We start from the raw sequence: 15,288 nt of genomic DNA, 5'->3' as shown, positions 1-15,288 counted from the left end.
AAATTTAAATTGAATGCAAGAAAGTGATTGAAAATGATTGTTTTCGGTGTTTTAATGACGACATTAAATTAAATTAAAAATTATTTATTTAGTAATTTTTTAAAGAAATGTGTTAATGGCAAAATAGGAATATAACTAAATGTCGAGAAATAATGATAAATTTAAGCACGTTAATTATCTTTGGAATGATGAAGAAGCAAAGTCTTTAACTGGAGTAGATAGCTTAGTTTATCGCTCAAACATATTAGGTGCTGATCAGCGTATAACCAATACTGGTGGTGGTAATACTTCGGCAAAATTAATGGAAACTGATCCGTTAACGGGTGAACAAGTTGAAGTACTTTGGGTTAAAGGCTCTGGCGGTGATTTACGTACAGCAAAAGTTGAAAACTTTTCTTCTTTATATCAAGGTAAATTAAATGCCTTAGATACAACTTATCAAGCACGTGATGATAAAGGCTACAAGCAAGCAGGTGAAGATGCCATGATTGGTATGTATAAACACTGTAACTTTTGCTTGAACCCCCGAGCATCATCAATCGATACGCCTTTACATTCAATGATTGCTGATAAACACGTTGATCACTTACATCCCAATGCCGTTATAGCTATTGCTTCTTGTAAAGATCAAGAAGCACTGACTGAAAAAGTTTGGGGTGGTAAAATGGCTTATGTGCCATGGATGCGTCCAGGTTGGGAAGCTGCTAAAGTTTGTGAAGAAGCTTACGCGGTAAAACCAGAGAGTGTTGGTATTCTATTAGGTCAACATGGACACACTAACTGGGAATCGGAAAGTAAAAGTTGTTACGAAATGTCTTTATGGGTAATTGAAACAGCGGCAAGTTATATTGAAGAGCACGATAAAGGTGAAATGACGTTTGGCGGCGCTAAAGTTGAAAGCTTATCGGATGAAAAACGGACAGCATTATTAACTAAATTCTTACCTGTTGCTCGCGGTATATTATCTAATAAGGTTAAATTTATTGGTACAGTACAGTCAGATGAAACAGCATTACGTTTTGTCAACAGTGTTGATGCTCCTCGTTTAGCTAAGTTAGGCACATCATGTCCCGATCATTTCTTACGTACTAAAATCCAACCATTGTATGTTGATTTTAACCCCGCAACTGACGATTTTAACATTTTAGTAGAAAAATTAAATGCTGGTATTGAACAATACCGTATCGACTACAAAGCGTATTACGATGCTTGTAAGCGAGATGATTCACCTGCAATGCGTGATCCAAGCCCAACTGTTATCTTAATTCCAGGTGTTGGTATTATCGGTTGGGGGAAAAACAAATCTGAATCTCGTGTTACTACTGAATTCTACAATTGTGCAATTGAAGTGATGCGTGGTGCTGAAGCAATCAGTGAGTATACAGCCTTACCACAACAAGAAGCCTTTGATATAGAATACTGGGCACTTGAAGAAGCTAAATTGCAGCGTATGCCTAAAGAGGCACCATTAGCACGTGATATTGTTGTTGTGATTGGTGCTGGAGATGGCATTGGTAAAGAGACTGCATTTAGAGTTGCTAGAGAAGGTGCCCACGTAGTTTGTGCTGATTTACGTTTTGAAGCCGCACAACAAACAGCTGATGAATTAACTGCTATTTACGGCCAAGGTATTGGTGTTGCAGGTTCTGGTATTTCAGGTTGTGGTCCAGCGATTGCGCAAGCCGTTAACATTACAGAACGTGAAAGTGTTCAGAAAATGTTTGAACAAGTTGTTTTGGCATACGGTGGTATCGATAAAGTTATCGTTACAGCAGGTGTATTTTTAGCGCCAGGCCAAGCTGGTATGAGCAATGATCAACAGTTTGATGTTAGTTTTGCGGTTAATGTTAAAGGTGGTTATATTGTTGGTACTGAAGCCAATGAAATCTGGAAAGCCCAAGGTTTAAAAGGCGCTATGGTCTTAACCACTAGCGTTAATGCTGTTGTGTCTAAGAAAGGTTCATTAGCCTATGATACATCTAAAGCAGCTGCAAACCACTTAGTACGTGAATTAGCAGTCGAGCTTTCTCCTTTAGTTAATGTAAACGGTTTAGCACCAGCAACGGTGGTTAAAGGTAGTACCATGTTTCCAAGAGACCGTGTGATTGCTTCTTTAGATAAATACAATGTTGAGTTTTCTTCATCGGATTCAGATGATGAATTACGTGATAAATTAGCTTTATTCTACGCACAACGTACATTAACAAAACAACCTATTACACCAGAAGACCAAGCTGAAGCAGCTTATTTAATGGTGTCAGGCCAATTAAGCAAAACTACCGGGCAAATCATTAGTGTTGATGGTGGTTTACACGAAGCCTTCTTGCGTTAGGCTTGAAGTAATAGAATAGATGGGGATTTAAAAAATGACACAACGTATTGATAAAGCGTTAATCGCTGAACAAAATAAAAATTTAATACCTGCATTACAAGATGATTATGATGCATTAGCAAATAAATTAGCTCGTCAAGGTGTTGATATTGAAGCTATCACTGAAAAAGCTCAAACATTTCAAATTGCTATTCCTTCTTGGGGAACAGGTACTGGCGGAACGCGTTTTGCGCGTTTCCCTGGGCTTGGTGAGCCACGCAACATCTGGGAAAAGTTGGAAGATAGTGCTGTTATCAATGATTTATCACAATGTACTGAGCGTGTATCGCCGCATTTCCCTTGGGATAAAGTCGATGATTTTAGTGAGTTAAAGCAAACTTCTGATAGTTTAGGTTTAAAATGGGATTCAATTAACTCGAATACATTCCAAGACCAACCAGATCAAGAACATAGCTTTAAATATGGTAGTTTAAGTAACACTAGCCAAGAATCGCGTGATTTAGCCATTCAGCACAACTTAGATTGTATTGAATGGGGTAAAGCATTAGGTTCTAAAACGTTAACCGTTTGGGTTGGTGATGGTTCAAATCATCCAGGTCAACAACACTTTCAAAGTGCGTTTGAACGTTATTTAGAAAGCATGAAAACAATTTATGCGGGTTTACCAAGTGATTGGGAGCTGCATATTGAGCATAAAATGTTTGAACCAGCGTTTTATTCAACCATTATTCAAGATTGGGGCAGTAATATCTTAGCGGCTATGGAATTAGGTTCACAAGCTAAATCATTAGTGGATTTGGGTCACCATGCACCCAACGTAAATATTGAAATGATAGTTTCACGTTTGATCCAATTTAAAAAATTAGGTGGCTTCCACTTTAATGATTCTAAATATGGTGATGATGATTTAGACAGTGGTAGTTTACACCCATATCAGCAGTTCCTTATTTTTAATGAATTAGTTGATGCTGAGTACCGCAAGCAAGCAGGTTTTGCACCTAACTATATGTTAGATCAATCTCATAATGTAACCGATCCAATTGAAAGCTTAATGAACTCAGCAGCGAGTGTGCAACGTTCATATATTTCAGCGTTATTAGTTGATCGTACTAAGTTAACGGAATATCAAACCAACAATGATGCGTTAATGGCAAGTAATACGTTGAAAAATGCTTTCAACATAGATGTTTCACCTATTTTAGCTATGGCACGTACCAGAAAAGGTGGAGCAATAGACCCTATTGCTACATATCGTGCTGCAGATTACCGTGGATCAGTTGCTAAAATTAGACCAGCTACAGGGGGTAATGGCTCAGGTATTGTTTAACCCCTTTACAAACATAACTAGCTAATTTCCTAAATCCCTAAACAAGTTTTCGTTTAGGGATTTTTTTATGTTTAATATTTTGAAAACATCTCAAGCTGTTATGTATGTGGCCTATTTTTCTCTTATTCGGTTGAGCAGTTTTATCACATACGGTGAATATATAGAGTAATTGATGAATTGTATTTACAACAAAAATTGTTACAGGTTTAAAATGGCGTATCAATATTTAAGCGTAAATTATGGTGTAACAACAATAATTTCAAGACCTGCATCAGAATAACTATCAAGTAATCGCTTATCTGCTTTGTTGTCTGTAATTAAAATATCAACTTGATTTAATGGACAAAAAATAAAGTTGCTACGATTACCCAGCTTAGAGCTATCTGCTAAGATAATTAATTTTTCTGCTTGTTTTCTTAGTTTTTGCTCAGAACGAATTAATAAGGCATCTGATTCAGTAACACCAAAATCACTTATTCCCGGTGTTCCCATAAACATCTTACTTGCACTGTAATATTGTGTAGTATCATTATCATAAGCACTTAAGATAATACCTTGCTTACGATATATTTCACCGCCAGGCAAAGAAACTTGGTTATTACTTTGCTCAGCTAACACCTGCGCCAATACAAAAGAGTTGGTTAATATATTTAGGTTTCTATCTTGTAAAAATTCACCCATCATAAAAGTTGAACTGCCACCGTTAATGATAATGGATTCATTTTCAAGGCATAACTCTGTGGCCTTTTGTGCTATCAACCTTTTGACTTCAGTTTTAGTTTCTTTAGCAACCCAAAAAGCATCTCCTTGAATGTATTTACGGCTATTGCCATTAGTCTTAGAGGCTATTGCTTGCGCTCCACCATGAATTCTTACTAATTTTTTTTGTTTGTCTAATTTTACTAAATCACGTCTTATTGTTGCTTCCGAGCTATTTAATAATTCTGTTAGTTTAGCTACTGTTATATATTGTTTTTCATCGAGTATATCTAACAATAATTGTTGTCTTTGTATTTCTAACATGGAGTCGTCCATAAATTAGGGCTTGGCTTTATTGCTTCATTCCCATCATTTTAATTTAATCATAATTAGTAATATTTTCTCATATACTACCAAATGATTCAAAGTTAGGTATTTTGCCCTGTGGTGTTTTAAAATTAAAATTTCACATTACTCAATCACTTAGCGTAAAAGAATGTTTTTTCACCAAAAGATTAGTTAAATTAATGGTTTATACAATAATTGTACTAAATTTTTTAGCTTACTGCACGATTTTAAGCCTAATACTTATTCCTTAACCATGACTAGTGCATTTTAATTTAAGTTTTAGCAGAGTTGAGCAGTAATATTTGTTTAGGTATGTTATTTTTTCTTGTTGTACGTCGTACATGGTGACTTGGTTATATTTTATCTAAAGGTCATATATAAGTATCTAATCAATGCTTAATGGCTGCAAACTGCATTTTATTCAAAAATCAATAATTTCAGCATCTTTTATCAGTTCAATTTACAATAGTCTAGCGTGCAGTTAAAAGAGAAAGCTCAAGTATTGAGCTACAACCTGTTATTGCCAATCAGGAAGTTGTAGGTAGACAGGACACCGAGTACTTGCCAAGTGTTTATATTTATTAGCATATGCGTCTTCGCCCATATAAAAAAAACTTAACGCAATACGCGCAATGGTTGAGCTATCGAGAGTGTTATGTTGCTTCGCAAGTGATAGTAGTATTGTATTTACAGACTCATTTAAGGGGTATTGCTTGTTATCTAATATATGTTGTTTTATTTGGTAATATAACCTGAAGGCCTGATGCGATAGGTTTTGATTTCCTCGAGCATATTCTCTATCTATAATTTGTAATGCTTTTTCATAAGTTTGGATTGAAAGTTCTATGTCTCCATTGAAATGATATGCATCTGCTAGTGCCCCCCACATTTCATGAATACTCGATTCCCCAGCATTAGCAATGGATTGAAGACGATAATCTATTGCAGCCTGAAAATCGTTAGCATAATAATGTAGCATACTCATTTTTTCTAAACCTAGATAAGAGTCAGGTTGCTTTAGTAGTATTTGCTGTACATATGCTTTGGTAGGCTCTATATCACCGATACAAAAACTTAAGGTAGCCATATTTGATAGAACAAGATCATTAGGGTTAAGATTTGCTGCAACAGATGTTGCCTCAATTGCAGCTCGTTGATGTCCGAGAGTCCATTCTACTAATCCTAAAGTAAAATAACTTTTCCATAAATTAGGTGCTAATAAGGAGGCTTGCTGTAATGACTTTTTAGCAAGTTCTAATTGCTTGTTGCTCTTTCCCGTTTGTCGAAATAGCTCTAAAAGTATATTACCTTTTTCGATAAGTAGATCTACACTTTTAGGTATTTGATTTAATTGTTGCTCAACGTATGTATAGGCTTGAGTTAATCGCCCCGTTCTACGTAATAAAAAGCCATTTGCGGTTGCAACTATTGAGTTTTCTTCACCTTGTTTTGCCTCTTCACAATGTTGGCTAGCACGCGTTAGTAATGTTTTTTCATCACCAGTCCAACTTTCATATAAGTAGGTTAGACAAATCCCAGCTTTAGCCAGTGATAATGTTTCATTAATGTCTTTTGCTAAAAGAAACTTACTTTGCGCTTGTTTAATTTTGTTGAAATCACTTGATTCATCTAAGAGTGACAAACCTTCACCAATAAGTGTTAAATATTCTAAACTGGGTAGTGTTTCATTAGGTAGTTGAGTATAGCCCTTTTGAATAAGCGTATTAAGCGTATGAACAAGTTGTTTTGTATATTCCTCCCCCAATGATAACCACTCTGATTTTGTCAGTAATTCCCTGGCTAAAATCACCTTGTTTGGATATTTAAGAATAGATGACTCTACTAGCCAGAATCGCCCCAACTTAAATAACTGCATGTTGATAATCATATCTACTTGGCTTGAGCGTTCAATATTTTCTGTTTGTATGCTGTTTTCATCTAGTTTGTATATTCTAGGCACCACGTTAAAATCTTTTTTCAGCAATGCCTTAAGTTTCTCGGCCGTGGATTCTATTGATGGCGAAGATCTAAGCGCCAATGAATACTTATTAGTGGGGGGACCTAACGAAGGAATTAATGTTTGAAGTTTTATTAAGGTATTTTCATTAGACACTTTTTTTATTTGCAAAATAAAAAAAATACTTGCCCAGAAAACTAGCAAAGCGACGGTTATGGATGAGTATTTCCAATACGGGGTATATGTTGGTTTATTGGCTGTTACTTTAAGAATATCATGGCTATTGTCTTCATTATCTGCATTATTAGATGTCATATTAGCAGCTTGAAAATTGTCATTGGTAAGATAGAGGGTGTAAGCTTCAACACCTAATACATTGGCTACACGTTCTAAAGTATGTGGGGATACAGACACTTCTCTGAATACCCTATTGACAATATCCTTGGGTATTGAGTCAGTGCCTTCAATTTCTGCTATGTGTTTTGCTAAAGCTGCTTGCGTTGTAAAACCTGCATTAATAAGTGCTTTTTCAAGTTTTACTCGAGATGCTTTTACACCGCGTTTTCGACGTTTGACTGCTGTTTTATCTGTCATGGTAGTCCTTATACTCAAGCATTTTTTTGTTGTTGGCTCCTTTTAATTAGGCAACAAATAAATAGTAACTAATTATCATTCATCTTAACACCTCTTAAGTAGCTTTAATTGTCGATAAGTGTCGATGTAATAATGAAAGTAGTCTGCTAGTGTTTAATGGTTTTTATTAAAAGAAAATAATAATAAATGTGGGAACACTTTTTGTTTTACAGAGAAATTTTGTTGACTTTTTTGGTTGTATGGTTGGCACAGATAAATTTATTTTTATTACATTATTAGAATGTTGAATAGATACAATGCTAGGAGCAAACATGAATAAATTCAAAAACGTATTGTTGTTAACTTGCCTTTTTATTTTATCTGCCTGTGGAGGTGGTGGAAATGAGGGTGATGGAGGAGGTGACACATCCATACCTGCTACAAATACTCTTCCTACTATTAATGCTGGAGCTGATCAAACGATAGATGAAGGCAGTACGGTGCAACTGTCAGGAAGTGGCAATGATATTGAAGGTTCAGTAAGTTATTTATGGCAGCAGATATCGGGCACATCAGTGATGTTATCAGCCACGGAAATTAGTAACCCAACCTTTATTGCTCACCAAGTTGAAAATACAGAAGAATTAGAGTTTAGCCTCACAGTAACTGACAATGATGGCGCTAGTGTTACTGACACAGTTAATATCACGATAGATAATACTAGTAGCACAGTGGTAGACACAGAAACGCTGTTGTTTTATACGCATGGTTTAAGCTCGGTAGACCCATCCAATCCTAATTCACCAACTCTCATTGAGGCCACTGAAAACCTTGTTACAGACTCATTATTTGGTATTACTTTACCAACACAACGTGAAAGTTTAGTAAGGTCAGGAGTGTACAACGGAACCACTAAAATTATCAGTGATGTGAATAACTACGCCGTTGTTTACCCTAAAAAAAATGGGGGATTATATAAAATAAATGCACTAAAAAGTGGCTCTCATACACCAGTTCAGATTTCTAATGAAAGTTTAGCACATCAAGTGTGTGATTTGGTTGATGGTGGTGTTATATCAGACTTTGCCAATGTAGAAAAATCGCAATATGTGTATCGTTTATCTGGCATAGATGAGATCTGTGACACTACTGACGATATTTGGAAAATGGTCACTATTGACATGGACGCTACTCAATCGCCTATTATCGCTAAAACACCAGTGATTAATATTACTGATGAAAATACAGGGGAAATTTCAGGCTGGTTAGTGATTGATAATGGAATATTACAACGCTGTGATGCTAACTTTACCGATTGTAGTTTTATTGTAGCGGTTGTAGATGATGTTAGCTATAAACTAAAAATAGCAGAAAATTTTTATTTGCTTGAAATAGATAACCAATTGTTTTCATATAATATTAGCAATAATACATTATCTTCCGCTATATTTACAATTACAAATGGCACTCATATTACGGTTGCTGCAAGTGACAGTAGCATGGTTTATTTTGGCCAAGGTAACACACTCTATCAATTTCCTGCTGACGGCACTAGCGTGGCAACAGTATTAACAAGTGAAACTGATGACATCCAAATTGTTACACCGAGTGTTTCTAATATTATATATCAAGTTGGAGTTAATGGCTCAGGAAAAGAAGTCAAATCAATTCCAAAAACTGGCGGTACAGCAATAAGCCTTGCTGCTGCAACTGGTGACAATGACATTGTGCTAATGGAAGTTAATAATACTTACATTTACTACAATATTAGGAATATGGCAGTGAACCAAGGTCAAGTTAGTATAATCCCCATTCTTGCTGGCGTAGTTAATGAAACGGGGGGGAGTAAAGAAGAAACACCGACTGCTGCATGGATTGGCGCTGCTTGGGATACCAGTTTCGACACTAGCACTACTAATTCTTACGATAATAGTAAAACAGTTTTGCTTGCTGAAGGTTTTAATCTTGTTAATACGGCGGGTGGCTTTGCAGGTGCTAAGGTAACATCTGTAGATGCAATTTCGGCTGTATCAGGTTCTGTACTTGGTACATTTGAGGTTTCAAGTAATTTAACAAATATATACTGCTTAGGTTTTGGCGCTAATGTACTATGTAATGTTTCACATACAATAGACCCTGTACCACAACTACCAGAATTACCTGAACAGACAGAGATCTATTTTTTAAATACTATAACAGCAAATAGCTTAACACGTGTTACCAATTCAGATAATGAAAATGAACTGATTATGCCTTAATGGATATTTTTAAAATTTTTTCCACACTAGCAACTTACCGATGATAGGGTAGTTGCTAGTTTTTTTATGGAGCAGCAAAATAACTACCGAGCATGAAGTTTTTACTTAAGAGGGAAGACAAAAAAACAGTATAAACACCTGTTGTTAACAATGTCATTGCATGATTATAGATTTAAAATTTTATGTGTTTGTGACCAAAATTCACTAGATATTTGATTAATAACATTGGCCTCGGCATTGATAAGTATCGCAAATCCCATATCTAATTCAAGAGAGTAGCCAATATCAGCCCGAAAACCTTCTACCCAACCTGAATGATAGATAATTTTCTGCCCCTGAAGTTGATAAATACGCCACCCGTAACCGTAATGAGCATCAGTTAAATGCTCTCGCCAATATTTTCTACGTAAATCTTTTTTAGTTTTTATTCTTGGCGTTGTCACTTCACTTAACAGTGCTGGCGATAATACATCAGGGTTATGACCTAAATTTGCAATTAGCCACTTTGCTAAATCGGAAATACTTGAATTAACACCTGCAGACGGCGCAACTTTATAAAAATCAGGCTCTACATTTACAGTGCGCCAAATATATTGCTTTACTCTTTTACCTTGCTTGTCTTGTTTATTAGTTAAAATAGTTTTTCTTAAAACGTGGGGTTTAGCGGTGTTGATGTGTTGCTGAAAAGCCTTAAGGCCAATGGAGCTGTTATCCATTTTTAAAGGCGAAAATAGTCTTTCTGTCAGTAACGTGGAATAGCTTTTTTCTTGGCTAGTTTCAATGGCCGGTTGTAATAACCCGAAAGTGATATTTTGATAACCGTAACACTTTTCTGGTTGGCAAATGGGAGTAATGCGATCAAAGCGATTGATAATTTTATTCATACTCCAGTTTTCATGCAGTAAATTATCATAAGCATTAGGCATTAAACCACTGGAATGACTGAGAATGTGCTTTAATTGAATTTTTTCAGCTGCACCTTCTTTAGCCAAAGAAAAGTCAGGTACATATTTAGTAATAGGGTCTGATAAGTTAAGCACATGTTCTTGTGCGAGCATGGTAGTAATGGTTGAAGCAAAAGTTTTAGATACAGAAGCCAAGCGAAATACCGTATTGCTATCAACTTTTTGTTGTTTTGTTTTATCAATGTGGCCAAATGTTTCTAAGGAAACTACCTTATTGTTTTTTACAATGACATAAGCGCCACCTGGAATATTGTATTTTTTGAGTTCTTCGGCAACATGTATTGAAAATTCGCGATTAAAGTCCTTAAGCGTATCGGCATAAGAAAATGATATAAATAGCGTTAACAAAAAAAGACAATATACTCGGGTCAACACGAACCTCCTTTAATAAAAAAAATCGAGTCTAGCTAATTTATTGTTAAATAAATAGTGAAAAACTCATGAACGCCATTAAAATAATTTTTATTTTACCAATAAAAAAGTCTTAACAGTTACATTAAGTTTTTACTATTTTTTCTCAAACCAAATGATGTATATTGCCAGAGTTGCACTGGCAATATACTGATTACAAGCCAACAAGTAGTACATTAAACGATGCTCTTTATACACTTAAACTTGTTAATTAAATGGTTAAAAGTATTTTATCCATGCTGCTGAACTCTGTTTTTTATAATGTCCAAACGCTTTGGTTGGCCAATAAAGTAAAATAGCTAGAGCCAAGGCAATACACCACACTTGCCAAACATGGTCTACTCCCCAATACTCACCTTTTGTGTTGCCAAACAATTCTACCAAAACCCGATAACTACCTAACAAAACATATAAATGGAGTATGTAGAAAAAGAGTGGTGCGGTACCAAAATGTTCTACTACTTTGGTGAACTTATTATTTATGTTATCAAGTATTGCTAAGACGATTAAGGCAATACCTAAAGTAAACAATAAAAAGTCAAGAGAAGGCGGGTATTTAGTAAAGTTAATAAAAGACTTAAATGAAGCTATCCAGTTTTCGCCAGTAATCCAAGGCATGCTCTCACCATAAATATTAAAACCTCTTAAAAGGATTAAAAGCACTATACAAGCAAAGCCTGATAATAACAGTGTTTGAATACGCTGCTTAGTTTTAGTTGAGACTGAAAAAGTAGGGGCAATAAAATAACCAAGTAAAATAGTACCTATCCATGGCAATACAGGGTATGAAGCTTTTACGTTAAATGTATCGCTAGTAAATATGAATCCTCTGTCGTGCAAAATAGTCCACAGCGTGTAGCCAGTTTCACTGGGTTGAAAGTTAATAAACTCAAGAGTGTTGTGTCCGAAAACGATAGTAAAGCCTAGTAAACCAATAAGCCAATGAGGTAACTTAGTGAGTAATGCAAGTGTAACCATGCTTAGACCTATAGCCCACATTACCTGTAAATAAAGAGCATTGTAGTTTCCAAACCATGAAAAATTAATCAAGGAAACTTCTATCAAAATAATAAATAGACCACGTTTAAGTAAAAAACTTTGAGCTGAACGTGGCTGTTTATTGGCAGGGTGTGCATAAAGCCAAGCAGATAAGCCTGTTAAAAAAACAAATACGGGGGCGCAAAAGTGGGCGGTAATCCGTGTGAAAAACAGGCTTGTACTGGTTTCATCAATTGTTATTGGGTCGGTTACGTTGTGATGATAGAAAAAGCGTTCACGTACGTGATCTACTAACATCAGTAGCATTACCAAGCCTCTCAAAATATCGATAGAGGCAATTCGTTTTTTTATGGTATTTTGTTGTGATGCTTGATGTGATAAAGCTGGTTCTAGATTAGGTTTTGCTGTCATTTATTTTCAACCGTTTAAAAATTTGGGGGCTATTATTTAGTGCATAACGCCTTATAAATAATAGCTAAACATAAGAGAGTTAAAACTGGTACTTTGCTGTTACATTATAATTAACGGGAGTACCTGGCATAGTCCATAGCTTATGATAAGAGCTGTCGAAATACTCTTTATCAAACAAATTATTAACATCAAACTTAACACTAACTTGATCGCTTAACTCTACTGACGCCGATAAATTAACTAAAGTGTATGATGGCAATATATAATTTGGGTCAGTTGTTTCACCTAAACGATCGCCCACATAATTGACCGTAGCCCCTAAGTAGGTTTCTTTACCCATTAAGCTTGTATAATGCCTTAATGAAATATGGCCGATATGCTCCGCAACATTAATTAAACGCGAACCTTTAGGAATTGGCACGCCCCAGTCAGAATTTATTACGTCGTTAGCTGTTTTAGCATCGGTATAAGTATAGGCAAGTTCAATGCTTGTACTGGCCGTTAATTCTGAACTTAATTGAAATTCAACTCCACGGCTTTCAACTTCACCCAAAGTTGCAGAAAGTCCAGTGTCTGGCTCTGCCGTTAGCATATTGGTTTTTTCAGCGTTAAATATAGCGATGCTACCAGAGAAACGATCAGCGATACCTTGCCATTTAGCGCCTAATTCGTAGGATACTGTTTCTTCTGGTTCAAATGCATGTCTATCAGAATCAAGTCCAGAGTTTGGTCTAAACCCTTCAGCATAGCTTGTATATAAATTGATATGCTTATTTGTTTGATAAACAAAACCAACACGTGGTGTTATTTCAGTTTGTTCTTGTTTTTGAGTTAATCCACTTAACTTATTGAATATATCCTGCTTAAATTTATCTACTCTAAACCCTACTAATAATTTAGATTTTTCTGTTAAATCAATAAAATCTTGTGCGTATAACCCTAAGCCCTTTTGTTCTTCAGCTGTTTGTGTTTTAGGTAATGGGCTTGGCTGAAGTTGAGTGTAATCAGGGATTTTAGGATCAATTGAGTAGGTAGTGTCACCTGAATCCCAAGCTGTTCGCCATACTTTATAATCTGTATCTAAATCATAGTTGTAGTAATCAACCCCTATGAGTAGATTATTAGTTAAACTGCCAAGTTTGAATTCACCACTTAATTCAAAGCGAACAGACAAATCTTGTGCTTGATAATCACGTTCTCTTCTTTGCCTTGATAAAGTGTTAGGGTCTGTGTAAATCAACTGTCGGCCGCTAGAAAGTTCAGTATCTGAAGAGATTCCTTTAAATGATGATTCTCTAAAGGCAACTCCTGATAATAGGTGCCAATTGTCACTAACATGATGATTTAAAATTAATTGGTGCCCTAAAGCTTTAACTTTGTGTGCGCCATCTCTTATATCACCATAGAAATTATCAGAATCGGCCGCGTTAAAATCATTATCGAGTATAAAAATGCCACGATCTAAAGGCTTTTCCTGATCTAATACTTCCATTTCATAACTAATATTGGTGGTGTTAGAAATATTCCATAATATTGAAGGGCTTAAGTGAAAACTTTTAAGATATACATTATCACGGTAAGTATCTGAATCTTCGTAAGAACTATTTAAACGGTAAGCAACTTCATCATTAAGTCCGTTAGTGTAATCAAATTCGACTTGTTTCTTATTGAAATTCCCCAATGTTCCCTGAATATATCCTTGCTCATCAAACTGAGGTTTTTTTGTTATAATATTAATCGTTCCGCCAGGTTCACCTTGGCCGTACAATGCAGAGCCAGGGCCTTTCATTACTTCAATTGTTTCAATATTAGCTGTACTTCTATTGCCATTATAACCACGAGAGTTAAAGCCGTTAACAAGGTAACCTGTTGGGTTATTTTCGTCTCCTGAGAAACCGCGAATGGCAAAGCTATCAAACATACCACCAGAATTATTCTGCCTTATGATACTTGGCGAAAGATCTAGCGCTTCCATAAAACGGCTAATACCTTCGTTTTCTAGAGTATCAGAATTTATTCTGTCTACTGCTTGTGGTGTCTCTATTAATGGAACATTACCTCGGTACGGCTGCCACAATCTTTTCACCTCAATATGTTCTATATCATCATTAGCCTCTGGCGTTTGATTAACAATGTTTTGGGCTATTGTGTTATTAGAAATGATTAAGAGTGAATATAAAAATGATCTCTTCATGAGAATCTCTCTAGGGAATTAAATCGAAAGCGATATGTTATAACATTGCAATCGTAATTACTAAGAAAAACTTAAACTAATACAAGTAATCAAAATTTAAGTAATTTGTAGGTTTTAGATAAAAGTAACACTACTATTCTTGATTTATTGTGGGTCTATAACTCAGTAATCAAACCACTGTAGTTATTTCAAAATCTATAATTTCATTTTATACTTTTTGTTAAATTTAAAGCCAGATAAAGCAGACAGTAATTACCTTAACTTAGTTAATAGAAAAATATTAGTAGTTAATAAATTAAGGTAGTTTATGAAAACATAGTCTGTTTTATCTGGTGTTTTTAAAAACTTAATATTAATTGATCTGGTTAGTGATTGAATAACATAAACTTGTTATTATTTTGCATATATCTTAATCAATTATCTTAAGGATAAGGCATTGACAAAAATTCACCGTCACTTTACCGCAAATGATGAACAGCTAGAGCCTTTTAATTTTAAACGTGAACTTTCAATGGAATCCTATCTAGTTGAAAATGAAGGTGTGTTAGGTTTAGATAATGATGTATTCGCAAGTGATAGCGTTGAGATCATAGAAGAAGAGTTAACACTGAAACAAGGACGTTCAAGCAAAGATACTGACGGTAGAATTGATATATTAGCAACATATTCTGGTGAGTACATTGCAGTTATTGAATTGAAGCTTGGACAATGCATATTCTCTCCAGCTTTGATCACCCAATTGCATTAACTTTGATCGCTTATTCTCATTAAGCTTTGATCACTAGTATCACTTGTAAATGATCACTTTTGTGCT

Annotated in this window: 9 protein-coding genes; 4 read left to right on the top strand and 5 right to left on the bottom strand. The window is 35.3% G+C overall.

The genetic code is table 11. The features are described 5' to 3' along the window. Positions 1-139 precede the first annotated feature (139 nt). Entirely contained in the window at positions 140-2,332 is a 2,193-nt protein-coding gene (locus ACE1OF_RS06625) for a bifunctional rhamnulose-1-phosphate aldolase/short-chain dehydrogenase (protein WP_448893467.1), read from the top strand. A gap of 34 nt (positions 2,333-2,366) precedes the next feature. Continuing rightward, positions 2,367-3,659 (top strand): L-rhamnose catabolism isomerase, encoded by a 1,293-nt coding sequence (gene rhaI / locus ACE1OF_RS06620; RefSeq protein WP_448893466.1) that lies wholly within the window; start codon positions 2,367-2,369, stop codon positions 3,657-3,659. A 237-nt stretch (positions 3,660-3,896) separates the two neighbouring features. On the opposite strand, the gene ACE1OF_RS06615 is transcribed toward rhaI, so the two are convergent. Together ACE1OF_RS06615 and ACE1OF_RS06610 are read right to left on the bottom strand one after the other, a co-directional pair. Next, a complete protein-coding gene (locus ACE1OF_RS06615) occupies positions 3,897-4,682 on the bottom strand; it encodes a DeoR/GlpR family DNA-binding transcription regulator (RefSeq protein ID WP_448893465.1) in 786 nt (261 codons plus the stop codon). Between the two features lie 541 nt (positions 4,683-5,223). After that, positions 5,224-7,257 (bottom strand): tetratricopeptide repeat protein, encoded by a 2,034-nt coding sequence (locus ACE1OF_RS06610; RefSeq protein ID WP_448893464.1) that lies wholly within the window; start codon positions 7,255-7,257, stop codon positions 5,224-5,226. Between the two features lie 311 nt (positions 7,258-7,568). On the opposite strand from ACE1OF_RS06610, the gene ACE1OF_RS06605 reads away from it, so the two are divergent. Then, positions 7,569-9,494 carry a PKD domain-containing protein gene (locus ACE1OF_RS06605; protein ID WP_448893463.1) on the top strand — a complete coding sequence of 642 codons (1,926 nt, stop codon included), beginning with the start codon at positions 7,569-7,571 and terminating at the stop codon, positions 9,492-9,494. Between the two features lie 164 nt (positions 9,495-9,658). Here ACE1OF_RS06605 and ACE1OF_RS06600 read toward each other — a convergent pair whose 3' ends face one another. From ACE1OF_RS06600 to ACE1OF_RS06590, 3 genes are all read right to left on the bottom strand, one after another. Continuing rightward, positions 9,659-10,834 carry a serine hydrolase domain-containing protein gene (locus tag ACE1OF_RS06600; protein ID WP_448893462.1) on the bottom strand — a complete coding sequence of 392 codons (1,176 nt, stop codon included), beginning with the start codon at positions 10,832-10,834 and terminating at the stop codon, positions 9,659-9,661. 255 nt (positions 10,835-11,089) lie between these two features. Then, positions 11,090-12,280, bottom strand: a complete 1,191-nt coding sequence (locus ACE1OF_RS06595) for a DUF1624 domain-containing protein (RefSeq protein WP_448893461.1) — start codon at positions 12,278-12,280, stop codon at positions 11,090-11,092. 79 nt (positions 12,281-12,359) lie between these two features. Then, complete coding sequence (locus ACE1OF_RS06590) at positions 12,360-14,474, bottom strand: TonB-dependent siderophore receptor (protein WP_448893460.1); 2,115 nt, start codon at positions 14,472-14,474, stop codon at positions 12,360-12,362. Between the two features lie 436 nt (positions 14,475-14,910). Here ACE1OF_RS06590 and ACE1OF_RS06585 point away from each other — a divergent pair, with 436 nt between their 5' ends. Next, positions 14,911-15,222 (top strand): hypothetical protein, encoded by a 312-nt coding sequence (locus ACE1OF_RS06585; protein WP_448893459.1) that lies wholly within the window; start codon positions 14,911-14,913, stop codon positions 15,220-15,222. Positions 15,223-15,288 lie beyond the last annotated feature (66 nt).

It is taken from the genome of Colwellia sp. E150_009 (assembly GCF_053543955.1).
This window is presented reverse-complemented; position numbering and strand designations above follow the sequence as displayed.

Coding starts and splice junctions, on each gene's coding strand:
- rhaI (WP_448893466.1), top strand. CDS start 2,367: ATGACACAACGTATTGATAAAGCGTTAATCGCTGAACAAAATAAAAAT.
- ACE1OF_RS06590 (WP_448893460.1), bottom strand. CDS start 14,474: ATGAAGAGATCATTTTTATATTCACTCTTAATCATTTCTAATAACACA.
- ACE1OF_RS06610 (WP_448893464.1), bottom strand. CDS start 7,257: ATGACAGATAAAACAGCAGTCAAACGTCGAAAACGCGGTGTAAAAGCA.
- ACE1OF_RS06615 (WP_448893465.1), bottom strand. CDS start 4,682: ATGTTAGAAATACAAAGACAACAATTATTGTTAGATATACTCGATGAA.
- ACE1OF_RS06605 (WP_448893463.1), top strand. CDS start 7,569: ATGAATAAATTCAAAAACGTATTGTTGTTAACTTGCCTTTTTATTTTA.
- ACE1OF_RS06595 (WP_448893461.1), bottom strand. CDS start 12,280: ATGACAGCAAAACCTAATCTAGAACCAGCTTTATCACATCAAGCATCA.
- ACE1OF_RS06625 (WP_448893467.1), top strand. CDS start 140: ATGTCGAGAAATAATGATAAATTTAAGCACGTTAATTATCTTTGGAAT.